21 protein-coding genes and 2 tRNA genes are annotated in these 24,696 nt (G+C 37.1%); 5 read left to right on the top strand and 18 right to left on the bottom strand.

The annotated features are described in order from the left end of the window. Window positions 1-10: 10 nt before the first annotated feature. Genes JKP34_RS03350 through JKP34_RS03330 form a run of 5 tightly spaced genes read right to left on the bottom strand, consistent with a single transcriptional unit; the run spans window position 11 to window position 3,620 of the window. On the bottom strand, window positions 11-601 hold the full coding sequence (locus JKP34_RS03350) for a non-canonical purine NTP diphosphatase (RefSeq protein WP_201917699.1): 591 nt from the start codon (window positions 599-601) through the stop codon (window positions 11-13). A gap of 6 nt (window positions 602-607) precedes the next feature. Then, window positions 608-1,117, bottom strand: a complete 510-nt coding sequence (locus tag JKP34_RS03345; protein ID WP_201917697.1) for an FKBP-type peptidyl-prolyl cis-trans isomerase — start codon at window positions 1,115-1,117, stop codon at window positions 608-610. Between the two features lies 1 nt (window position 1,118). Next, window positions 1,119-1,649, bottom strand: coding sequence for an FKBP-type peptidyl-prolyl cis-trans isomerase (locus JKP34_RS03340; RefSeq protein ID WP_201917695.1), 531 nt, complete (start codon window positions 1,647-1,649; stop codon window positions 1,119-1,121). A 5-nt stretch (window positions 1,650-1,654) separates the two neighbouring features. Next, a complete protein-coding gene (locus JKP34_RS03335) occupies window positions 1,655-2,593 on the bottom strand; it encodes an FKBP-type peptidyl-prolyl cis-trans isomerase (protein ID WP_201917693.1) in 939 nt (312 codons plus the stop codon). After that, window positions 2,580-3,620 (bottom strand): DHH family phosphoesterase, encoded by a 1,041-nt coding sequence (locus tag JKP34_RS03330; RefSeq protein WP_201917691.1) that lies wholly within the window; start codon window positions 3,618-3,620, stop codon window positions 2,580-2,582. The genes JKP34_RS03335 and JKP34_RS03330 overlap by 14 nt, the downstream gene beginning before the upstream one ends. Window positions 3,621-3,805: 185 nt before the next feature. On the opposite strand from JKP34_RS03330, the gene JKP34_RS03325 reads away from it, so the two are divergent. Further along, complete coding sequence (locus JKP34_RS03325) at window positions 3,806-4,225, top strand: nucleoside-diphosphate kinase (RefSeq protein ID WP_201917689.1); 420 nt, start codon at window positions 3,806-3,808, stop codon at window positions 4,223-4,225. A 187-nt stretch (window positions 4,226-4,412) separates the two neighbouring features. Here JKP34_RS03325 and JKP34_RS03320 read toward each other — a convergent pair whose 3' ends face one another. From JKP34_RS03320 to mutS, 8 genes are all read right to left on the bottom strand, one after another. Next, window positions 4,413-4,649 carry a GIY-YIG nuclease family protein gene (locus JKP34_RS03320; protein WP_201917687.1) on the bottom strand — a complete coding sequence of 79 codons (237 nt, stop codon included), beginning with the start codon at window positions 4,647-4,649 and terminating at the stop codon, window positions 4,413-4,415. Between the two features lie 42 nt (window positions 4,650-4,691). Further along, a tRNA-Leu gene (locus JKP34_RS03315) sits at window positions 4,692-4,775 on the bottom strand. A 57-nt stretch (window positions 4,776-4,832) separates the two neighbouring features. Beyond that, window positions 4,833-4,905, bottom strand: a tRNA-Gly gene (locus tag JKP34_RS03310). Between the two features lie 121 nt (window positions 4,906-5,026). Next, a complete protein-coding gene (locus JKP34_RS03305) occupies window positions 5,027-5,962 on the bottom strand; it encodes an acyl-CoA desaturase (protein ID WP_201917685.1) in 936 nt (311 codons plus the stop codon). 76 nt (window positions 5,963-6,038) lie between these two features. Further along, complete coding sequence (locus tag JKP34_RS03300; RefSeq protein WP_201917683.1) at window positions 6,039-6,785, bottom strand: hypothetical protein; 747 nt, start codon at window positions 6,783-6,785, stop codon at window positions 6,039-6,041. Beyond that, entirely contained in the window at window positions 6,782-7,582 is an 801-nt protein-coding gene (locus JKP34_RS03295; protein ID WP_201917681.1) for a transporter, read from the bottom strand. Before JKP34_RS03295 ends, JKP34_RS03300 begins: the two co-directional genes overlap by 4 nt. Before the next feature lie 98 nt (window positions 7,583-7,680). Beyond that, window positions 7,681-8,691, bottom strand: a complete 1,011-nt coding sequence (locus JKP34_RS03290) for a PAS domain-containing protein (protein WP_201917679.1) — start codon at window positions 8,689-8,691, stop codon at window positions 7,681-7,683. A 146-nt stretch (window positions 8,692-8,837) separates the two neighbouring features. Then, window positions 8,838-11,441, bottom strand: coding sequence for a DNA mismatch repair protein MutS (gene mutS / locus JKP34_RS03285; RefSeq protein ID WP_201917677.1), 2,604 nt, complete (start codon window positions 11,439-11,441; stop codon window positions 8,838-8,840). An 83-nt stretch (window positions 11,442-11,524) separates the two neighbouring features. Between mutS and JKP34_RS03280 the strand changes: the two genes are divergently transcribed. Beyond that, entirely contained in the window at window positions 11,525-12,064 is a 540-nt protein-coding gene (locus tag JKP34_RS03280; protein WP_201917674.1) for an RNA methyltransferase, read from the top strand. A 54-nt stretch (window positions 12,065-12,118) separates the two neighbouring features. Here the strand turns inward: JKP34_RS03280 and JKP34_RS03275 are convergent, their stop codons facing one another. From JKP34_RS03275 to JKP34_RS03260, 4 genes are all read right to left on the bottom strand, one after another. Continuing rightward, the gene (locus JKP34_RS03275; RefSeq protein ID WP_236664876.1) at window positions 12,119-14,572 is read right to left on the bottom strand and encodes a TonB-dependent receptor domain-containing protein; all 2,454 of its coding nucleotides are present in this window, start codon (window positions 14,570-14,572) and stop codon (window positions 12,119-12,121) included. 1 nt (window position 14,573) lies between these two features. Further along, window positions 14,574-15,902, bottom strand: a complete 1,329-nt coding sequence (locus JKP34_RS03270; RefSeq protein WP_201917670.1) for an HTTM domain-containing protein — start codon at window positions 15,900-15,902, stop codon at window positions 14,574-14,576. A gap of 5 nt (window positions 15,903-15,907) precedes the next feature. Further along, entirely contained in the window at window positions 15,908-16,951 is a 1,044-nt protein-coding gene (locus tag JKP34_RS03265) for an imelysin family protein (protein ID WP_236664875.1), read from the bottom strand. 77 nt (window positions 16,952-17,028) lie between these two features. Then, window positions 17,029-18,123, bottom strand: coding sequence for a DUF4856 domain-containing protein (locus tag JKP34_RS03260; protein WP_201917666.1), 1,095 nt, complete (start codon window positions 18,121-18,123; stop codon window positions 17,029-17,031). Window positions 18,124-18,640: 517 nt separating this feature from the next. Here JKP34_RS03260 and fumC point away from each other — a divergent pair. From fumC to JKP34_RS03245, 3 genes are all read left to right on the top strand, one after another. Beyond that, on the top strand, window positions 18,641-20,038 hold the full coding sequence (fumC, locus tag JKP34_RS03255; protein WP_201917664.1) for a class II fumarate hydratase: 1,398 nt from the start codon (window positions 18,641-18,643) through the stop codon (window positions 20,036-20,038). Between the two features lie 138 nt (window positions 20,039-20,176). Further along, window positions 20,177-20,806, top strand: coding sequence for an SPOR domain-containing protein (locus JKP34_RS03250; protein WP_236664874.1), 630 nt, complete (start codon window positions 20,177-20,179; stop codon window positions 20,804-20,806). Between the two features lie 69 nt (window positions 20,807-20,875). Beyond that, window positions 20,876-23,344 carry a bifunctional UDP-N-acetylmuramoyl-tripeptide:D-alanyl-D-alanine ligase/alanine racemase gene (locus JKP34_RS03245; protein ID WP_201917662.1) on the top strand — a complete coding sequence of 823 codons (2,469 nt, stop codon included), beginning with the start codon at window positions 20,876-20,878 and terminating at the stop codon, window positions 23,342-23,344. Window positions 23,345-23,369: 25 nt separating this feature from the next. On the opposite strand, the gene JKP34_RS03240 is transcribed toward JKP34_RS03245, so the two are convergent. Then, entirely contained in the window at window positions 23,370-24,689 is a 1,320-nt protein-coding gene (locus JKP34_RS03240; RefSeq protein WP_201917660.1) for an ABC transporter permease, read from the bottom strand. Window positions 24,690-24,696 lie beyond the last annotated feature (7 nt).

Raw genomic sequence — 24,696 nt, 5'->3', positions numbered from 1 at the left:
AAAGTACTGTTTAATCTGCGTTTAGAAAATTAGTTTTTAAAAATTCGACAAACTTTGCTACTGCTCTTCCTCGATGAGATATCATATTTTTTTGAGCCATACTCATTTCTGCAAAAGTTTTATCAAATCCATTCGGTTTGAATATAGGGTCGTAACCAAAACCATCATTACCTGATTGTTCATTTGTGATTACTCCTTCAACTTTACCCTCAAAAGTATATTCTTTATTATTTATAAAAGCTGAAATGACTGTTCTGAATTGTGCCCCTCTATTTGGAGAAGCTTTCAAGTTATCGAGAAGTAAGTTGATGTTATCCTTATTGGATCGGTGAGAGCCTGCGTACCTAGCAGAATAAACACCCGGTTCATTGTTTAAAGCAAATACCTCAAGGCCGGTATCATCAGCAAAACAGTTCACATGATAATTTTCAAAGACGTACTGAGCCTTTTGTCTGGCATTACCTTCAAGTGTGCTTTGATCTTCAGCTAGCTCTTCTGTACAACCAATCTCCTTAAGGCTTAATAATTGGAATTGCTCCCCTAGCAACTGCTTTACCTCTTTAATTTTATTGTCATTATTTGTGGCAAAACAAATTTCCATTCCACTTTAGTTACTGCCTACACCTACTAGACGGATTCGGAATTCAAGATTTGAATTTGGTGGGATGATTACACTATCTGCTGCATTTTTGACAGTATCGTCACCATAGGCTAAGCCCGAGGGGATATACAATCTGTACTCACCATTATTTCTCATATTATATAGACCAAATTTCCAGCCCGCAATAAGGTTATTACTGCTTAGTGTAAATTGAGTGCCTATTCCAGTATCAAATTTTGAACTGCTTCCGAGTACTCTTCCTTCATAATCAGCCACTACTATGCTACAATTATCTGGTACATCACCAGTACCGTCTTCTAATGTAGACAGACGAACACCGGAAGCATCAGTTTGGTAGCTTATGTTATTTGATTCCAAATAACTCTCGATTTCCTGAACATCATTTGCTAACTGCTGCTGGTCTATACCAGAAATATTTGGTTTTTCATTGCAGTCTCTTTCTTCTATACAAGCAAAAAAAAGAAACGATAATATTAATAAATAAGCTTTTCTCATTTTAGAACTTAATGTCTATTAATTCTACTTCAAACATTATTACTGTATTTGCAGGAATTGTACCGCCTGACCCATTCGATCCATAACCAAGATAAGACGGTAAAATAAACTGAGCTTTACTGCCTTCATTTAATAAGGCTATTCCTATATCCCAACCACTTACTACCGCACCAACCCCTAAAGTAAATTGAAATGGTTGATAATTTCGGTTTTCATTGTAAACTCCTTCTGCTCTTGCAACTGAATCAATAGAAGTATCAAATACTCTTCCATCAAGAAAGCGCCCAACATAATCGACAACAACCTGCTGACCATTGTTTGGCTTTTCTCCAGTTCCTTCTTCCTCAATAATATAATGGAGGCCAGAAGAATGCACCTCTGCCTCCAAATTATTATCTTCAAGATAAGATTCGATAATAACCAAATCCTCTTTTAACTGTTTTTCAGGACATTCACCAAATTCATTGGTGCATTCCTTATCGCAAGCCGTGAATGCAATAGCGATGATTAATAATAAAAAACCTCTTTTCACTAAATTTATTTTACTCCTACTAGCTCAACATCGAACACTAAAACTTCATTTGGCCCTATGTCTCCTCCAGCACCTCTTGGTCCATAAGCTAAATAAGAAGGAATGATTAAAGTGGCTTTAGATCCCACATTTAATAAAGATATACCTTCATCCCAACCTTTGATAACTCTACCTTTTCCAATAGGAAATTCTAAAGGGCTATATGGCTCTCTTCTTTCATCATAAAGATCATTTTCTTGCGCAACTTCTTTAATAGAAGTATCAAATACTTTTCCATTTAACAGTTTACCAACATAATTAACTTGTACAGTTTGACCTGCTTCTGGCTTAGGGCCATCACCTTCTTCTGTAATTACATAAAACAAACCAGACTCAGTAGAATCAGCATTTATGTTGTTTTCTGTTAGATATTGTTTGATGATATCTTCATCTACACCTTTTTGAGCTTCAGCTTCCTTTTGCATCTTCTCAATCATTTCCTGACGCATTTCTTGTTGCCAAGCCATAAAACCAGCTGAATCGTATTTCTCTTTAGCAGTGGCAAAAACGGTGATTCTATCATTTGGCTGCATATCATCAGATAGTGGTTGTCTAAAGCCTTTTGTAAATACTTCGCTAGCAGAAAGTGTAGTTCTAATACTATCACCCACTTTAATCTCTTTCAAAATCGAGAATAAACTACCTCTTTTCTTTAAAGAAGCACTATCAATTTTTATTGGAAGCATACCTACTTCATCACTATCAATTAAAACAGAATCATTGCTGTCAACCATTTTAATGTAAAATGTACCATAATCATTTTGCACAAAAGCTTCTCCATTATCGGAGGCTAACAAATAGTACTCTACGCCATCCGTTGTTGATAACTTTTCAGGCTTGTTACAACCTACCGCCAAGATTAAAATTGATAATATTAATAGAGTGTTTCTCTTAAAATTCATCATAAGATTCTATTGGTGTTTTATTTTCTAATTCTTTATTATACTTAACTATTATTTTCTTAAATAATTCAACTGTCTCAGACAAGTTTCTGTCGGTTTTACCTCCGGCAGCATTCTTATGACCTCCACCACTAAAATACTGATTGGCCAATGTATTTACTTCAAAGTCACCAATTGAACGAAGCGATAACTTAGTGCCATCTTCCGTTTCTGTAAAAAGGGCGGCCATAGTTATCCCGTTTATTGATAAAGCATAATTCACTAAACCTTCAGTATCTCCGGTTTTTGAATTAAACTTCTTTAAATCTTCCATTGACACGGCAAAAAAAGCTGCGTGATATTCCGGATACACTTGTAGCCTTTCACTAAGGGCGAAACCAAGAAACTTCAAACGATCTAATGAGTTAGTATCGTATATAAGTCTGCTTACCTCAGAATTATCCGCTCCCAAATCAATGAGTTGAGCAACAATTTCGTGAACTTCTTTATTGGTATTAGGATGCTTAAAGGAACCAGTATCTGTCATAATGCCCGCATAGAAGCATTCTGCAATATCCTTGGTAATAAGGGCCTTATCTCCAAAAGAAACAATCATTTTGTATACCAATTGAGCTGTAGATGCGGAATGAATATCATGACTGCCGTAATCAGCAAATGCTTCAGGATCACGATGATGATCAATTAGTACTTTAACAGCTTTGGCCTCTCTTACATACTCGCCCAAACCATTAATTCTATTTAATACCGAGAAATCAAGACAGAAAATTATATCAGCTTCTTCAACTAATTTCTTAGATTTCGATCCATCTTCCTCATCATAAACGATCACCTCACTATTTCCTTTCATCCATTTTAAGAAATCAGGATAATCAGATGGAGATATTACTTTGACAGTATGACCTTTACTTATTAAGTAATTATAAAGGCCAAGACTACTACCTAATGCATCTGCATCTGGTTTATGGTGTGTAGTAATGATTATATTTTGAGGTGCTTTCAGCACCTCTTTTAGCTTCGCTATTTCTTGCATTGGCAACTATTAATCCAGACTCGGATTAAATTGATTTGCAAAGTTGCCAAGAATTTCATCAAAAACAAACTTCAAGGGTTGGTCAAAGTGGCTTAAAGTGTTAAGTAATAATTAATTTCTTTCCAGTAAGCAGGTATTAAAAATATATCCTCTTAAATTTGCGCCAAATTTTAAAGAAAATTACAATGGCTGGAAACAGAACATTTACGATGATTAAGCCAGATGCCGTGGCTGAGAACAACATAGGTGCAATTACAAAAATGATCGAAGCTGATGGTTTTAGAGTTGTAGCTATGAAGATGACAAAACTTTCTGCAGAGCGTGCAGGTCAGTTTTACGCAGTTCATAAGGAAAGACCTTTCTATCAAGATCTTTGTGATTATATGTCTGGTGGACATATTGTAGCAATGATTCTTGAAAAAGATAACGCAGTTGCAGATTTCAGAAAGCTTATAGGTGCTACAAACCCTGCTGAAGCTGAAGAAGGAACTATCAGAAAAATGTTTGCCAAATCAATTGAGGCAAATGCTATTCATGGTTCTGACTCTGATGAAAATGCTGAAATTGAAGGAAGTTTCTTTTTTGCTGGAATAGAGAAGTTCTAAGCTTAAACTACTTCATAAAAAAGGCCTTGTTACTGAATATTAACACGGCTTTTTTATTATTATAAATTGGGCTTAAAACAAAAAAACCTGACCGTAATGATCAGGTTTCGTGCCAGGAGCGGGACTTGAACCTGTCTGCCGACAGGCAGGCCCGCACTTCGGCAGGCAAACCTGAATGAGCAAATGCTCACAAATACCGTTTAAGAAATTCTCGGCCTATTCCACTCTTTAAATACTTCTCATGGTTTCTCGCTTCTAAACGAGTCTCAAACTCTTTCTTGTAAATTAGTTTGAAGGGACAATAAGGTTTTGTTGTTTTCTCTAAGCCCGCATTATGCCTTCGCAATCTTTCTTCCAAATCTGATGTGAGTCCTTTATAGACATAATTACTTGAAAGACTTTTAATGGCATAAACTGTATACATGGCTACAAAACAAAAAAACCTGACCGCAATGATCAGGTTTCGTGCCAGGAGCGGGACTTGAACCCGCACGAGCAAATGCTCACAAGATTTTAAGTCTTGCGTGTCTACCAATTTCACCATCCCGGCAAAGAGATTAGTGTTGTAAAAAAATAAGTGAGCATTCCAGCTCACTTATTCGCTAAGAGCGGGAGACGAGGTTCGAACTCGCGACCTCAACCTTGGCAAGGTTGCGCTCTACCAGCTGAGCTACTCTCGCTTTTTCCTTTCATTTTGAAAGTTTTGTTTAACCTTCTTCCTGAATGGGATTGCAAATTTAATAGGGGTATTTTAAAAATCAATAGCTTGAGCCAAAAAATTCAAAAAAAATTGAATCTTTTTTATGCAGCTACTTTATCATGTTTCATTTTATCTCTTAATTCTTTTGCCTCTTGCTTATTTTTAGAATACTTAATATGCTTAGGCACAGCCTTTAAGTCCCAAATCAAGCCAATCCATGACATGAACTTAAGCCCGTAATAAGTCAAGTCAACTTCCCACCAGAAAAAACCTTGACGAGCTGACACTTCGTAATAATGGTGGTTATTATGCCAACCTTCTCCCAAAGTCAATAGGGCAAGCCATACGCTATTTCTTGATTCATCACCAGTTTGATAGCGTTGTTTTCCAAACTTATGCATGATGCTATTAATAGAGAACGTAGCATGGTATAAAATTATAGTGCTCAAAAAGAAGCCTATGAACAAAGTAGAAAAACCTGCAGATGTAAACATAGCAGCTATACTACCTCCATTTACTATACCGCCTAGTGCCATCACAAAGAGGGCTAAGACCGTAGGTGGCACCAGGTAATATTTATTTAACCAAACCAACTCAGGGTATTTACTATAATCTGAAATCACTTTGAAATCAGTATTCTTAAAATCAGAGCCTATGATCCATCCTACATGAGAATACCAAAATCCGAAATGAAGCATAGAATGAGGATCTTTAAGAGTATCACTATTTCTATGGTGATGACGGTGATGAGAAGCCCACCAAAGAGCGCCTTTCTGCGCTGATGTTTGAGAGAAGAAAGCTATTAAGAACTGAAACCATCTGGAAGTATTATAACTTCTATGTGAAAAATACCTATGATAACCTCCTGTTACCCAAAACATGCGCCATATATATAGCACTGCACAAACGATCCAATCAAATAGTGTCGCGCCAGTCCAGATAGCAGCTAAGGGTAATAGGTGTACTATAGCAAAGCTGATTTCTTTCTTCCAGCTTCCTTTTTTTCTAAGCCTAAGGTTTTGTTGTGTTGCAGCCATGTATTCTTGGTGTTAATTTAAGGCAAATATACTATTGAAGAAATACGAAACGTAGAGAAAAGAAATATAGTTCGTACTATTTAGCAGGCAATAACCTATAATAGAAATTTATTGAGCCAAATGCGCTTGTTTGCCCTGCCTGCAAACCGTAACCTAAATATATTTCAGTCATGAGGTTTTTACTAAAATAAATACCTGTACCAACATTAGTAAAGTAGTTCTGAACATCTCTATTGAAATTACCATAAAACTCAAGGATAAGGTCAAATGGTCTAGGAATAGTATAAGTAAGCCCTGAAAGATAATTGAATGTAGGTTGAATGCTATTTAAATTCCATGATGAGCCAAGATTGTTTTGCCAGGTAAATCGTTCCCCAACTGGATACTCCGCAATGATCTGATTTTGCCATGAAGTATTAGACCAGGTTGGGTTTATACTTGAAAAACTTAGATTTGATCTTATACTCCAATTATTAAACAATCCTTGAGCTACACCAACAGTATAACTAGGACTAACGTTCGATTTCTGAACTACATCCGAAATAAACTGACTAGTTCTGGAAAAACTATAATTGAAGGAAATATGAGTGTTTTTGCCTACACCATATTTAAATGACACATACGGACCATATTGTAAGCTGAAACCTGTGGTATCTAGTTCATTTCTGGCAGTGCTGAGGCCAAAATCAGATTGGATAACCCCTTTACCAATCAATCCTTTTCCACCAGAAAAAACATACTCAGGAATTTGACTTTTAGCAACTATGGCAAAGCAAGAGAATATAAATACAAGTATTAGCTTCTCCCTTTCGAAATATTTCACTTTTGCCTTCTAAATCCAGTAACCATTCTGTAAGAAACACCCGCAGTGATGAAATAAGCGGATGCTCCTGTATTGTCACCCCAGCCAGCATTAACATCTAAAAGGAAATCGTTATTTACTAAATATCCTAAACCTACATCAAAACTATTAGCCCATGATGTTTTTGTGAAATTTCCATAAGATTCAAGTATCAAGGAAAATTTTGCCGGCAAGCCGCATGATAAACTAAACACATAGAAACCCACTGGGTCTCTTGTAAAATCTTCTTCAATACCATTCCATTGTGCTCCTAAATTGGTCGTTAGAGCTATATTTTCGGTAAATGGCGCATTGTACATTACGCGTATTTTTGGAGCAGGATAATCACTTTTGAAATCGTTCTCCAAAACTGGCAAATCTAAACCAACCTGAACCGCCAGATTCTTTACAACAGCCCATCTGGCTCTCAGCATAGTGGTATTAAACCCAGTAAAAGTATTTTTATCAGTATCTCCATTAAAAGTGGATTCTAAAGTCGTTCTCTGATGATTTATTACCGTACTCACCTCTATTGTTTCCCACAGGCCAAACCTCACCACCAAGTTTTCAGCAAATGTACTTTGATAGATCTCATTGACTCCTTGATTATCCCTGAATTCATCATATTGAACACCAGCCTGAAATTGTAAAACACCTTGCCCAACTGTACCAGCACCATTGGCATTACCTGGTCTACCAGATGCCAACACCTCACCATATTGCGCAAATGACTTTGAGAAAGCAAAAATGACACATACAACAACAAACCAATATTTCATCTTGAACTAGTAATTTTTATCAAGCTTTAAAATTATTGGAAAAGTTTTAATTATGTAGGTTTTATCTTAGAAGATGACTTTTGAAGTATGCTTAATGCCTAGGCGGATTTAGTAGATTTGTCGTAACCATCAATATAGGTAGATTCGGATACCTTATGTATAATTTTCTCTAAATCAGAGGCTGATCGCTTAAGACGATTAACAATTTGTTTGCTGTTATCATCAACATTCTCAAAATCCAGTAAATGCAGTAAACCAAGTATTGAAGCAAGAGGAGCTCTAACCTCGTGTGCATTAATAAAGGCAATATCGCTCAGGCGTTTTTCTGATTTCTTTATTCTTTTTGAAAGTTCAACTTTAGCCGTGATATCAACAATTACCATTATGCAACCCATTATCGACATGTCACTGGAAAAAACTGGCCTTAGTTCAATATCAAACGTTTTATTGTAACCCGCAATATTGTTAAACCTTCTGCAAAACTTTTGACGCCTTCCTTTTTTGGTTTTACCCATTAAGGCTTTAAGCGTTTTAATAAATTTAGTATTGAAGTAATCGAATATGCTTGAATCTAAAGACAGTTCCTTTTGAGCATACCACTCTGCAAAATTGAAGGCAGCCTTATTAAACTCAATAATGCTTCCGTCCATATTAATGAGGATGTTGGCCTCTTCAGGATCATTAAAAATCGCTTTCATCCAGGTTTCTGTTGAGCTACTCGCGGTTATCATATCTGCCTGGCTTTTGCCTCTTGCGCCTATTGTGGTATATCCTATTTTCTCTCCTAAATTGTTATGTGTAGGCATGATATGCACATTATACCAAGCACTCTTTTTATCAGGATGTGGTAGTTTCAAGTTGCCTTCCCAAATTTTACCTTGCTTAATGGTATACTGAATATCATCAACTGTGTATAATGGAAGCTTGTTAAATAAATCCAGAAAGACATGACTGTCTTTAATGTCTACTTCTTTGAAACCTGTAATTTGCTCAAAAGATTTATTACATGACATCATTTTGAAGTCATTATCGAAAGAAAACAGAATTGTATTCTGATCGAAATATTCCAGAGGATCTTCCTTTTGCTTGATGTTTACCACTTTTTGCATGCTAAAAAATTTAAAAATAGGATTACCTATTGCATATCAGAACAATCAAAAAATCAGATTACAGTAATTACTGCATCCTTTTTACTTTCTGAGTGGATTTAGAACATGCTAATGTTGGTATTGTTTAACTATTAAGGTGCAAATGTTTAACGAATTTTACTTTTTAGCTCATTAAGCTTTAACAAAGCCTCCACCGGAGAAAGGGTATTGATATCAATTTGATCTAGTAATTCGCGCACTTCTTTCATGGCCGGGTCTGCATCAAACATTGAAAGTTGGTAGTTATTTTTGGGTACCTCCTGCATATTCTGTTTAAAACCCTGCTTAATTTTATCCTTCTCAAGGTGATGCATTATTTCATTAGCTCTAAGCACGACTGGATTTGGCATACCCGCTAAATGTGCCACATGTATACCAAAACTGTGCTCACTTCCACCCCTTTTCAGTTTACGCATGAAAATGATTTCACCATCAATTTCTTTAACTGACACATTGTAATTATGAATGCGTGGGAAATCGGTTGCTAACTGATTTAACTCATGATAGTGCGTAGCGAATAAGGTTTTTGCCTTAAACTTAGGATGGTTGTGTAGAAACTCTACAATACTCCAGGCTATTGACACCCCGTCATAAGTACTTGTTCCACGCCCTATTTCATCCATTAATATTAAACTACGATCGGATAGGTTATTCAGAATACTGGCTGTTTCGGTCATCTCAACCATAAAGGTTGATTCACCTTTGCTTAAGTTATCGGAAGCACCAACCCTGGTAAATATTTTATCTACAATTCCAATTTCTGCAGATTTTGCTGGTACGTAACAACCTATCTGAGCCATTAAAACGATCAGTGCTGTTTGTCTTAACAAAGCTGATTTACCCGCCATATTAGGGCCAGTAATAATGATGATTTGCTGTTCATCATTATCCATGGTGACATCATTAGGTATATATTCCTCATCATGCGGTAATTGCTTTTCTATTACTGCATGCCGACCTTGCTTTATTTCTAATGCTTTTTCAGAGGTGATGTTTGGTTTAACATATTTATTATTATCGGCAACAAGTGCAAATGAAAGCAAGCAGTCGACCGTACTAATTACGCGTGCATTTTGCTGAATAGGATTGACATAGTCATTTGCAAGCCTTACTAACTCTTGAAAAATGCGCTGCTCAATCACCAGCATTTTATCCTCTGCTCCTAAGATTTTTTCTTCATAAATCTTGAGCTCCTCTGTTATGTAGCGCTCAGCATTTACTAAAGTTTGCTTCCTTATCCACTCTTCAGGTACTTTATCTTTATGGGCATTCGATACTTCCAGGTAGTAGCCAAATACTTTATTATAAGCTACTTTGAGTGAAGAAATACCAGTTCTTTCTTTCTCCTTATTTTGAAGCTGTAGTAAGAAGTCCTTTCCTGAAAAAGCAATTTTACGTAACTCATCGAGCTCTTCATTTACACCTTCTTTAATTAAATTACCCTGATTAGTTAATAATGGAGGATCATCACTTAATTGAATTTCAATTTGTTCGAATAAGAATTCGCACAAATTGAGTTGATCAGCAAATTTTACCAATGGCTTAATACCTGACTTTTGAAGTTCTTCCTTTATAGGCTTCATCAAAGCAAGTGCCTTTTTGAGTTGTAGCAACTCACGAGGATTTACCCTGCCCACGGCTACCTTTGAAATTAATCTCTCAATATCACCCATTGGGTTTAGTGACTGAGAAAGTGTTTCCCTCAGTTCATTATTCTTCACAAAAGCTTCAACAACTTCCAGTCTTTCCTGAATGGCTATTTTATCTTTTAGCGGTAATACCATCCACCTTTTGAGCATTCTGGAGCCCATGGGTGTTTGGGTTTTGTCAAGAATATCAATTAATGGAACTCCCCCTTCTTGCTGTGGAAAAATAAGCTCCAGGTTTCTTACAGTGAACTTATCCATCCACACATATTGCTCCTCCTCAATTCGGGAGATTGTAGCAATATGATCTATATCTTTATGCTCGGTGGCTTCCAAATAATGCAGAATAGCTCCTGAAGCGATAATACCTTCAGCCAGGTTTTCTATACCGAAACCCTTTAAACTGTTTGTTTTAAACTGATTGGTGAGTTTCTCATAAGCGAAATCAAAAGCATAAATCCAATCTTCCAATGTGTGTGTATTGTACTGATCAGCAAATTGTGCTTCATATTGTGCTCTATCGCCTTTCGAGAAAATGATTTCTGATGGCTGAAAACTTTGGATAAGCTTATCGATATAACCAGGTTTACCAGTAGCCGTCATAAATTCTCCAGTGCTGATATCTAAAAAAGCTACTCCCGCTTCTTCCTTTCCGAAGGCTATGGAAGCCAGGTAATTGTTTTTTCCTTGCTCTAATACATTGTCATCAAAACTTACTCCTGGTGTTACAAGCTCTGTTACTCCTCTTTTAACAATGCCTTTAACTGATTTCGGATCTTCCAGCTGATCGCAAATAGCTACTCGATGGCCTGCTCTAACCAGTTTAGGTAAATAGTTATCCATCGCATGATGTGGAAATCCAGCCAATTCAATATGTGAAGCAGAACCATTTGCCCTTTTTGTAAGTACGACATTCAAGACTTTACTGGCCTTTACTGCATCTTCACCAAAGGTTTCATAAAAATCACCTACTCTAAAAAGTAGCAGTGCACCAGGGTATTTAGCCTTAATCTGGTTGTATTGCTTCATCAATGGAGTTTCTTTCGCTTCCTTGCTCTTTGCCATGCTTATCTGAAATGTATTAGTTTTGTAGGCGATTAGTAGCTAATTGTTTTGCTACTTCTTATGAACTTCAAAGATGACAAAATATGAGGAAATTAGCCAATGAAGAATTAGGCAGAATTGAGGTTGATGAATTTAAAGAGATCAAGAAAAACCCGATAGTGGTAGTGTTGGATAATGTGAGAAGCATGAATAATGTGGGATCATGCTTTAGAACAGGTGATGCCTTTTTAATTGAAAAGGTAATGCTTTGTGGTATTACTGCTCAACCGCCTCATAGAGAAATAAACAAAACTGCACTTGGTGCAACTGAATCTGTTGAATGGGAACATCACGAGAACACCTTAGATGCGGTTAAAAGTTTAAAGGCAGAAGGCTATAAAATTATGAGCGTAGAGCAAGCCGAAAATAGCCTCTCATTAGAAGAGTTCAGTCCGAGTACCGGTGAAAAATACGCCTTTATTTTTGGCAATGAAGTGTATGGTGTCGAACAAGATATTGTTGATGCCAGTGACCACTGTATCGAAATACCTCAGTTTGGCACTAAGCATTCTCTTAATATTTCGGTAAGTATTGGTGTGGTGCTTTGGCATACTGTTTTGAAAGGAGAGATGATAGGAAAGTAGGTTTTGGGGATTAGGAAATAGGAGTTGGGAGATAGGAATTAGTACTAGCCGCTGTTAGAATTTAAGACCTAAGGTTACATAGAAGTTTCTACCTGGTGATGGTAAAATACCTGGTCCAGGATAACCTGTTGACCTTCTGGTGAAATAGATATTATCAGTTAAGTTATTGATTCCTGCTTCTATCTGAGCAAATTTATATTTGTATTTACAGCTGAAGTCCATTACGTAGTAGGAAGGAATGAGGCCATTCACTCCCCCTCTTGTTTCAATATCACTTGAATTGAAAGATGAATTATTCAAGGCTCCAATTCCTGCGTTAGAAGACTCAGTAAATTGGCTGCTTACATAACCTATTTGAATAGTTGAACTGAAATTTTTGACCGCATAATTTAAGCCTGACTTCACATTAATTTCTGGTGTAAATTCTACTCTCTTACCATCAATATCGGGTTTTGACGAATCAACATATTGAGAGTATAAATAGGCAAAATTTGTAAAAACTGAGAACTTGTTATCGTTAAGACTTTCGAAAAAATTTGAGATATTAAGTTCTGTATATGACTCGAAACCGTAAACAAATGCTCTTTCAGCGTTTTCAATAAATTGAGCTAGGCTAGGTTTCCCTTCTTCTCTTCTATTTCTAGCAGCAATCTTATTTTTGTAGTTTAAATAGAATATACTCCAGTCATAATCTAAATATTTTGTAAGGCTACCCCTTAAGCCTAAATCTGTGTTATATCCACTTTCATCTTTTAGATCAGGATCTATTATTTTGTTAGGGTTGTTAACCCTCATATCATTAAATGTGATTGCTCTATAATTTTGCGAAAAGTTAGCGTACAATTCTACTTCATCCTTTGGCTTATAGCTAGCACCTATCCCCAATAATATAAAATCTCTAGGGTACTCTCTTTGCTCCTGATACTCAATATTTGTTAATATATTACCAGCATTGTCCTCACTAATAAAATTATAGACTCCATTAGCTTTTGTTTTAATATACTCATACCTAATGCCAGGGGTAATACTCAATTTTTCTGATACATTAAAAATGTTCTCTGCGAATATGGCTAAATTTTCATTAGGATATCTGTAATTTAAACCCTCAGTAAATTCATCATTATAGAATGTAAAATCAACTGAATTTCCTGAAGGCCCGTCTCCCTGCAGCTGAAGTGTATTGCCTCTGAAATAGCGAGCTCCAAAAGTCAATGCATGTAATTCACCTAATAAATTGTACCTATGCAAGCCTCGAAGCTCACTTGCGAAATTTTCATAATTATCAATGAGTAGATTCCTTTTCTTGCTAAAATCATCTTCTATATTAGGAATCTGAATATTACCAAGAGCCTTTCTATGTCCAACTAAACCATAAGTTTGCAAACTCAAATTAGTTTTTGATGAAACTCTATAATCTACAGTGATTGCTGGTATATTCCATTCTACCGAGAACCAATTTCGCTCCCTTAAAGATTGACTCGGATCATCAAGGAATTGATCATAATTTAACCCGCCAGGCTGCTGCGCCAGGTAATCCATGTGGGTGAATTCTAAGGCTATATCTAGCTCATCAGTTATATGGAAAGTTGTATTGGCAAAAGCTGAGTTAGCCGTAAAAGATTCATTATCGCGCCAGCCGTTACCTTGCTTTCGCTGGTAATAGGCAAAATAATCCATAAGCTTTGTACTACCTCCTACGCTATTATAAGAGCTGAAAAGTCCAAAAGAGCCTACGGTATTTCTGGTGTTAAATTCGAAAGGTTTTTTATCAGGTCCTTCTTTAAAAACAAAGTTCACCATACCTCCAAACTGAGTTCCATACTGAAGTGAAGCAGCTCCTCTCACTACTTCAATGCGAGATAATGCTTCCATAGGTGGGGTATAATAACTTTCAGGATAGCCTAAAGGATCAGCAGAAATATCATATCCATTTTGACGCGTATTAAAATTAGAGGTTCTGTTAGGATCGAGTCCTCTGCCGCCAATACCCAGCTGAAGACCCGCAGCATCACTTTCCCAAATGTTAAGCCCAGGTACTTTGGCGAAAACCTGACGTGCACTATTGGTAGCCAAGTTGCCATTTAGTTTCTCTAGTTTTATGAGTTCATTCTTCTTGCCTTCATAAATATTGGTTCCTTCAACAGCATTGAGCCGATCAATATTTTTGTCATCATCTTTATTTCCGCTTGTTATTACCTCCTGCAAAACAGTTTCAAGCATAGGCATAGAAAAGCTAAGTAGTTCTGTAACCTCTTCAACAGAAACATCTTTCACTACGGACTGTCGCTCAAAATAAAATACGCCCACATTATAATCCCCAGCTTTTAAAGCTAGCTTATAATAGCCATTTTCATCAGTCATTGTTTGAATATCGGTATCCAAAATAAAAACCTGGGCTCCTTCAATTGGATTTTGGCCTTCTTCAGTTCTTACATAACCTTCAATACCTTGAGTATAAGCCGAGCTACTTAGAAAAAAAATAAATAATATGTAAACGAAATGTCTCAAATCAATCATTAAAAGGTAAAATCCAATTTTTAGGTCGAAGGCCTCTTTTTTGAGCCGACAAATCTACGGAATCTGCTATAAACTTTTTACTCCCTTTTCCATTTAATGCTACATAGCTATTGGCATAAACAGCCACATTACCATACTGAGGTTCAAAAAGTTCTTGTAAGTGATGTGCAAATTGCAAAGTCATATCGGGTTGCGTGCTCATCATTTTTAGCTGTACGGGAGTAAGGTAGTCCGAAGGTTCTATAGCCATTCTTTTTCCGGTTGATTTTTGCTCGATAGTAAAGTTTGTATAACCAGACTTTTCCATCAGCATTACCCTCCAAGAGAAGCGATAGCCTTGTTCATGCCAGAAAAGGTTATCACCATATAGTGTATACCTAAAAGGAAGCAATAATTGCAAAGCGAAATGCACTGCCAACATTATCAACAAAGCATTTTTAAGCAAACCAACTGATCTTCTTTCAGGCAACACATTCACGCTGGTTGAAAAGCCGAGCTTTTCCCATAATGATTTATGGAAGTCTTCAGAGAAATAAATAAGTGTAGCGACAATCATGATGTAAGGAAACATCCCGATAGGAAAAAGAATAGCGGTTAATACGTGGAATGCAATGACAGCAAAGTAGGCTAACCATCGCGTTCTTGACCAAAGCAGTAGAAAAGGAATACTTAAATCGTAGGCCGCACCAAACCAGCTGAAAAAATAGGCCGTCCATTTATAATCGAACAGCCAACCTATTAAAGGAGTATGTGATTTTGCAGGTAGCCACATTTTGAGTGGCATGGCCTCAAATAACCAATCAGCATTTAGTTTAGCCAAGCCCGCATAGAAATAGACGATTCCTAATTGCAGTTTAAAGATGTCTACACTCCAGGCCGGAACTAATCTTCTTGACTTCACTAATCCCCATTTAGCATCTAATGAGTAGCTGGCGTTGGCAGGTACCCAAATAAGCAAAAATGCCATGATGCTTACAAAATAGTAATGGTTGAGGTAATTGGTTTTATCAATGAGTTCTACATAAGTAAAAAGCAGGAAAAATATTATAGCGCTGTAGCGATACAAAAAACCTAAGGCAATAAAAAGTGCGGTCATACCCATTAGCCCAAAAAGGATGAACATGCCAGGGTTACCCAAAGGTTTTACCCAGTCAAATCCATAATAGGTGAAAAAGTACTCTGGCTGAATGTATTGCGTTTCAATCCAGCCCTTACTCCAAAACCTAACAATAGAAAGCAGCATTAAAACACCAAAAGCTACTCTGAAAGTAGCTAAAGGTGCAATGTGTTTTTCCTTATGTAAATACTGCTGGAGTTTCATCCTATTTAGTCACCGTCATTATCCTGAAATGCGATGGTAACACTCATTGCTGAAGGCATATCTACCTTAATAAGTGGAATTACCGCTTGTAAAGCATTGTAGGCTAGCACTAAATCTCCCTCAGCATTAAAGCTTTCTGCCTCAACTTGAATTGATTGATCAATAGCACTGATTTTATCTATAGAATTTTGAATCTCATCATTTATAGCGGTCGATAAATCAACTCCTTCAACCTCAGCCCCTAAAGCATCCAGGTAATCATCATAGCCTGTACCTTCAGTGCCCACTCCATAATAATTACCATTGAAAATTTCCTTTGCTGCACGAACAGAAGCTAAAGCCAAATCCTTTGAATATGCACCATAGAAACATTCTACCTTATCAGGGTTGGTTCTTTCCAAAGATTTAACACCAGATGGGATTCCTATTTTACCATTCTTAAGTCTTAGGTCAAATTGTTTATTAAATTCATTGACCATGATTCCGGTGCTGCTACCTATATCTGTACCTAGGTTATTAACAAATGTATCTCTGTATGCAGGCCACGCATCATTGATGGTGTTAGCGATGGTCACTAATTCATCTGTAACTTCTTGCAGATAAGTAAGCCTGAGGCTTCCGTTTTGAGTATCGCTGTAATAAGCAACAATTTCCGCATTATTTTCGGCTGTTCCGTTAACGAGGTAATCAATTGCCGGGAATCCTTTTACATCATTATTAGAACCACCTGTGAACACGTAATCCTGTGAAGCAATCTTCGTATTTATTAAGGCGGTATCTGCCGGAAAGATATTTACTTCATCTCTAAAGAAAAGATCGGCAGATGGTCCCACCTCTAAATAGGCCACATACTGATAGCCCAACCATGCATTTTTTAAAGTAACCTGGAGTTGCTCCAAATTACTTACAGTAGGCTCATTTGAAAAGGTAACAACGGCTGCATCCAGAGCCTCTACTCTTGAGTTAAAATCATCAAAAGCAGGAATAATTAAATGATCGGCAAAGTTTTCCAGAAAAGCTGTTCTATCATAATCTACTTTTTCATTCATACTTGAATCATCACAAGATGAAATTAAAATGAAGAAGCCTAAAATGAATAATAAATGTGTCGAGCGTATTTTCATTATTATAAAGTATCTGCTATTTCAGTTAAATTAAAAGCTGTTGCTAATTCCACTTTTGCTGCTTCTAAATCAGCTCTTGAAACAGTGTAGAAATTATCACCAAGCATATCTCTGATTTCAACAACTTCAGCGGTGCTTAATGTTTTATTAGGGTTGTATTGTAACGCATTAATGAAAGCCCATGCTTCAGATAGGGTATAGTTTCTTATGGCATCGTCCGTATAAGCTGTTAAAGCGGCATTTATATAATGGATACCCGTTGCAGCTGCTACAATTTCAAATTCAGTATAGATTTCAGCAGTGGCCTCGGCCTTTGTTCTCATATCGCCTGCACTTATTGCTGCTCTACCTTTAATAAAAGCATTCATCAATTTAGTACCTACATTTAAATCCGATTGGCGGCCATCGATATATTTGGCCCAAAAATTTAACGAAGCATCTGAGTTGGGATAGTTGGTTGGTAAAGAAAGGTAACCGAAAGCTTCATCCCAATGATGCTCCATAGCTGTACCTTTACCTTCTTCAACTTCCGTATTATCAACTGTCTCACCAATTTTCACTGGCGTTAAGTACACGCCTAAGGTTTGATAGTAGAAACAAGCTCCCATCAAGCCTTTCTCGATAAGTTGAGCATATTCATAACCATTCTCGTCAAAGAAATAAGTTTTTGCTCCATCATTTGAGCTTACTAAACCGGGTGTTCCATTACTTCCTGTAATTGCGGCAGTTTGAGTAGCCGTTTCAAGCTTTTGGAAATATGACTCGATCAATTCCTGATCTAATTCAAATGTCTTACTTTTCAAATTTTTTGAAGACGCATTTAAGGCCTCATCAGCAAATGGTGCGTTTGAGTTTTCAAACATTGCCTGCATCTCAGCAGCGCTAACTACTTCACCATTATTAGAAGTTTTAGCATAAGCTGACAATTCAGCTAACATGGCTATTCTTGTTTCCTGACCGGAATAGTCTACATTCTCGAATTCATAATTCTCAGGAATATTATATGAGGTGTCTTCAGTTGTGTCATCACATGAGGTGATTAATAAAGAGCTAAAAAGTGCTACTAAGCATGCTAAAGAAAACTTTCTTGTAATCATTAAGGGTATATTTTTATTTAGATTGATTTTAGATAGCGCAAAACTAATCTCTATTTAGATTAGATACAAATAAGATCTATATTTATTTAGATTAATTCTTATTAAGAAGCATTAGCGCATAAAAAAAGAGCATCTAAAAATGCTCTTAAACAGATTTTGCCTGGCTTTATAAACTTACGGATGTGCAGCAAAACTCGAAGAAGTTGTTACCGGCAGCTGTTTGGTAGCCATAGTATTTACCCTTTCCCCATTCTTTATTTCATTACAATATGCCAATGAAATAATGCAAAAGGTAATCATCAATAAACTTAAAATCATTCTTTTGTATCTCTGCATCATAACCCAATTACATTTCTACGCTGCAAAGGTAATAAAACTTTATCTAATTATCAATTAGATGATATTATATATTAATATATTTCAATTTTACTTGAAATAATAATATCACAATTTTGGGTTTCGCTTGTTGGCATTAGGTACTATTAATTGATATTTTTACGACTCAAAATAAGACACTATGGAATACAGAATTGAAAAAGATACAATGGGCGATGTAAAAGTGCCCGCTGACAAATATTGGGGAGCTCAAACAGAGCGAAGTAGAAATAATTTTAAAATTGGTCCTGAGGCTAGTATGCCGTTAGAAATTGTTAAAGGATTTGCCTATTTAAAAAAGGCTGCAGCTCATACCAACAATCAGCTCGGAGTGCTTTCTGATGACAAAAAAGAACTTATCTCTAAAGTTTGTGATGAAATATTGGAAGGTAAACATGATGATCAGTTTCCTTTAGTGATATGGCAAACTGGTTCGGGTACACAATCCAACATGAATGTTAATGAGGTGGTAGCCAACCGCGCTCAGGAAATTGGGGGAAAGAAAATTGGCGAAGAGCGTCTGATTCATCCTAATGATGATGTGAACAAATCACAATCCTCAAATGATACTTTTCCTACAGGTATGCATATAGCCTGTTACAAAATGGTATTGGAAAACACCATTCCAGGTATTGAGCAATTGAGAGACACGCTTGCTAAAAAGTCAAAAGACTTCGAGAAAGTGGTAAAAATTGGTCGTACGCACTTAATGGATGCTACTCCTCTAACTTTAGGCCAAGAATTTTCCGGCTATGTATCTCAACTAAATCATGGCTTAAAAGCTTTAAAAAATACGCTAGAGCATTTATCTGAAATCGCTTTGGGAGGTACTGCTGTTGGTACAGGTATTAACACCCCTGAAGGATATGCCGAATTGGTTGCAGAAAAAATTGCTGAATTTACCGGACTACCATTTAAAACAGCTGAAAACAAATTTGAAGCACTTGCTGCACATGATGCCATTGTTGAATCACACGGAGCGTTAAAACAAATAGCTGTGTCGCTTAACAAAATTGGCAATGATATTAGAATGCTGGCTTCAGGACCTCGTTCAGGTATAGGTGAAATAATTATACCTGCTAATGAACCAGGTTCTTCTATAATGCCAGGTAAAGTTAATCCTACGCAATGCGAAGCCCTAACCATGGTATGCGCACAAGTGATGGGTAATGATGTAGCCATTACTGTAGGTGGTACACAAGGCCAATATGAATTAAATGTTTTCAAACCAGTGATGGCAGCAAATTTCTTGCAATCCGCAAGACTAATTGGAGATGCATGCGTTTCATTTGATGAAAACTGTGCTGTAGGCATTGAACCAAATAAGGCAAGAATACAGGAGCACCTTGACAATTCATTGATGCTGGTTACTGCTTTGAATACCAAAATAGGTTATGAGAAAGCAGCTAAAATAGCCAAAACAGCTCACGAAAATGGCACAAGATTAAAAGATGAGGCGGTTAATCTGGGCTATTTAACTGCTGAAGAATTTGATGAATGGGTAAGACCAGAAGAGATGACAGGCTCCCTAAAAAACTAAAAAATAGTATTATTTGTCTTTAATACAGTAAATTTCGTACTTTAGGCTAATTAATTTAGAATTAAACAATTATTCGTACAGTAATGATTTCTAGTTTGTGAGATTCATCACTGATTGACAAACGTTAAACAAATACACATGAGAACTAAAATCAGTTTATCGGCTCTGATCATTTGCATGTTGCTAACATTACCATCTATGGCGCAAATGAGCAAGGATGAGTACAAAGAATGGAAGAATAAAGCCAAAGATTTGAAGAAAAATCCTGAAGAGCTGAAAGCTTTAGTTGAAGAAAACGAAAGCCTTAAAAGCAAGACTTCTAGCTTAAACTCTCAGGTAGAAAATCTGAAAGGTCAATTGAGCAACAAAAACGCTCAGATTGCCGAAGCACAGCAAGCTGCTAAAGAGGCTGAAGCCGCTGCCAATGCTGCTCGCAAAAAGTTAATGGAAATGGAGCAAAAGCCACAGAAAAAGGCTATAACGCTAGATGATAGTGGTGTTTGGTTTAAAGTACAGGTAGGTGCCTTCAAAAATATTGACATGTCAGAGTACTTTAAAAACAACCCTAACTTTAGCGGTGAAACTACTGAAGACGGTGCACAGCGCATAACGCTTGGTAGATTTAGAGATTATTGGGAAGCTGATAGATTCAAGAAAGTTTTAAGAGATATGGGGGTAAAAGAGGCGTGGATTGTACCTTATAAAGAAGGAACCCGTGTTCCGTTAAAAGAGGTGCTTGAAAGTTTAGGACCTAAGCCAACTAACTAATTTTTACTTAATTCATTATACAGGTGCTTCTTTTCAGGAGCACCTGTTTTGTTTTAACGCTATCTGAAATTGAAACTGCTATTTTCAACACTTCAAAAAATCACCTCTGGTGTCGTCCTTCAAGCTAAATTTGACACCACTATAACAGATATTTTTATTGATAGCAGAAATGCCATCATCAAAAAATCAAGCCTATTTATAGCAATAAAAGGCATAAGGCATGATGGGCATCAATTTATTGAGGAGTTATATCAGAAAGGAGTAAGAAATTTTATAGTTGAAGCACCTTATCAATTTGTTGAGCAATTCCCGAAGGCCAATTTTCTTCAAGTGCCTAATAGCACTTTGGCTTTACAACAAATAGCCGCCAAAAAAAGAATAGGCTTTCAGGGTAAACTCATCAGTATTACCGGAAGCAACGGCAAAACCATCACTAAAGAGTGGCTCGGTCAGTTATTACAAGGCTTCTATAATGTGTACCGCAGCCCAAGAAGCTACAATTCTCAAGTAGGCGTTCCGCTAGCTTTATGGCCCGTCTCTAATCAATATGATTACGCTATAATTGAAGCTGGCATTTCTCGAAAAGGAGAAATGGAAAGCTTAGAGGCTATCATTAAACCGGAAATTGGAATCTTCACCAATATCGGTACCGCACACGATGAAGGGTTTAGCGACCTAATTGAGAAAACCTCGGAAAAGGCCAAATTATTTAAGGATGCCTCCACCATTATTTTCTGTACGGATTACCCTGAAATTGCTCACGCGCTTTACGGTTTGGAAAATATACAGGATAAAAACCTCATAGGCTGGTCATTTGATGATAATACAAGCTCTTACTTTGTGGAAGTTGAGGAACGTGATAACCATACTGCCATCAGACTTCCCTTTAATGAGAACCTACACATTTTTGAAATTCCCTTTAAGGATTACGCATCTCTCGAAAATGTTACGCACTGCATTTTATGTCTGTTGCATGAGGGCATTCCTTCTAAACTTATTCAAAAGGCACTTACCGATTTAAAACCAGTAAGTATGCGGCTTGAGGTAAAGCAAGCTATTCACCAGTCTTTTTTGGTGGATGATTCTTACAATAATGACTTGGTGGGATTAGATACAGCTTTACAGTTCTTCCGTCAGCAGAAGCAGCAACAAAAAAGAGTAATTATTTTATCCGACTTGCTGGAATCAGGGCTGGAAAAAGAAGAATTATATCAGTCAGTTGCAGAACGAATAAAAGCTGAAAAGCTTAATTTATTTATTGGCATTGGACCGGATATTTCTGCTAACGCTGATTTATTTCCTGAGCAATCTATTTTTTTTGATAGTACCGAAGAGTTTCTTGAAACGCTTAGAGAGAACCCAATAAAAGAAGCTGTCATCTTAATAAAAGGAGCAAGAACCTTCCGCTTCGAGCGTATTGCAAAACTCTTAGAGCAAAAAGTGCATGGAACCGTTTTAGAGATTAATCTTAATGCACTTACACATAACCTGAATTTCTATCGTTCTAAACTCAGGCCACATGTAAAAACCATGGCAATGGTAAAAGCTTTTGCTTATGGCAGTGGCAGTCATGAAATAGCCAACTGGCTGCAGTTTCAACAGGTCGATTACTTGGCGGTAGCTTATGCAGATGAAGGTGTGGCACTTCGGGAAAGAGGAATTCACATACCTATCATGGTGATGAATCCTACCAGAGAATCCTTTGATCTGCTGCTTCAACATAACCTCGAACCAGAACTTTATAGCTTCGAGATTCTAACAGACTTCATCAACTACTCCCGACCGCTAACCAAAAAAGCCAAAGTTCATATCAAACTGGATACCGGTATGCACCGCCTCGGTTTTGAAGCAGAAGAGATTGACGATTTAATTGAGTTACTCCTAAAAAACACACACATTAAGGTGGCTTCTATATTCAGTCATCTGGCAGCATCTGACGAAGCGCGCCATAATGGTTTTTCAGCCAGACAGGCCCTCAACTTCAAGCACATGGCGGAGGCTATTAAGAAGGCCTTGAACTACCATCCGCTAATGCATATTTTAAATAGTCCGGGTATCAGTCGTTTCCCTGACTTTCAGTTTGACATGGTGAGGCTCGGTGTTGGTATGTATGGTGTTGACGCCACAAGTATGCATCAGGACAGGTTGATGACAGTTTCCAGTTTAAAAACAGTAGTCTCGCAAGTGAAGCATGTAAAAAAAAGGGAAAGCATAGGTTATGCGCGAAGAGGTTTAGCAGAAAATGACATGAAGATTGCCACCATTGCTATTGGCTATGCCGATGGTTTTGATAGAAAGTTTAGTAACGGTGTTGGCAAAGTGCTTATCAACGGACAACTCGCACCCGTTATCGGTAATGTATGCATGGATATGACTATGGTTGATGTCACCGATATTATCTGCAATGCCGGTGATGTAGTTACAGTATATGGCGAAAAGCCCACTATCTTCGACATGGCAGAAAGTATTGATACCATTCCTTATGAAATACTCACCAATGTGAGTACCAGAGTAAAGAGGGTTTTTTATAGTGAATAAAAAAGCCAGCTAAAGCTGGCCTTCTTTAATTACTTGTCTTAATCCACTTAAATAAAGTTTTGTAGCTCACCTTGGTGCCATGCATTAAGATACCAATTCGGTAAATTCTTCCTGCCAGCCAAATGGTAAAAACAAAACCTGCAATCATCAGTGCCATACTTAAAATGAGCTCCCAGGTTGGTACACCAAAAGCAACTCTGGCCATCATAGCAACAGGTGATGTAAACGGTATAATTGATAGCCAGAAACTCACATTACCATCAGGCTCGCGCATCACAAACATGAAAGTTCCTAAAAAACCAATGATCATAGGCATAGTCACCGGCAGTGTGAATTGCTGAGCATCTGAAATATTGTCTACCGCTGAACCTACCGCGGCAAATAAAGCACCATACAATAGATAGCCTGATATAAAGAAGAAAATAAAAATAGAGATGTAATAGCCATAAGGAATGTCATACACCGCCTGCATAGTTTGCAGCATTTCAGGATTCATAGAAGAACTAACCAATTCCTGATTAGGTGAACTAGGCATAGTATTCTGAGCTGCTTGTATATCTTCAGGTGTTAAGTTGAAAACACTAAAAACCACTGAAGACAGCACTCCAATCAATACCACCCAAATAGCAAACTGTACAATACCAACTGCCGCCACACCAATTACTTTCCCAATCATCAATTGGAATGGTTTGATAGAGCTTACCACTATCTCAACAATTTTATTGGACTTCTCCTCAATTACGCCCTGCATAATCTGAGAACCATAAATCAATACAAATAGATAAACTAAAAAGCTGAATGCATAAGCCAAGCCAAATGCGATGCCAGCACTGCTTTCTTTTTCCTCTCCAGAATCTGTCATGTTAATAGCACGCAAAGAGATATTTGTTTTCAACTTATCGAGTTGTTCCTCTGTAATACCGGAAGCCTTGAGTTTTCTATCCCTTATTTGAGACTCGACTATGTTCTCAAAGAATGAGCTTACATCAAGACTAGGATTATTCTTCATATAAAGCGTTAAGCCATCAGGGTTCTCAATATCCATTTTAGGCACATAGAGTAAAGCATAGGCATCACTTTCGCTGAACATAACCTTAGCCTCATCTAATGACATATTCATTTTATCAAAGGCGTATTTCCGATCATTTTCAAAATCGAAGCCTGATTCATCGACCACATACACCTGCTTTTGTTCTGCACTCTTTTCCTCCTCCATGGCAAAGTATACCATAATACCTATCACGGCAGGAAAAATCAGCGGCACCAATATAGTTACCAGTAAAAAACTCTTTTTCTTTACTCTACTTTCAAACTCTCTTCTTATAACTAAGCCTATCTTGCTCATGGTTCTT

Source organism: Marivirga atlantica, assembly GCF_016734805.1.
In the GTDB taxonomy this organism is placed as follows: Bacteria; Bacteroidota; Bacteroidia; order Cytophagales; family Cyclobacteriaceae; genus Marivirga; species Marivirga atlantica.
The sequence above is the reverse complement of the archived record's forward strand: the minus strand, read 5'-3'. Positions and strand labels throughout refer to the sequence as shown.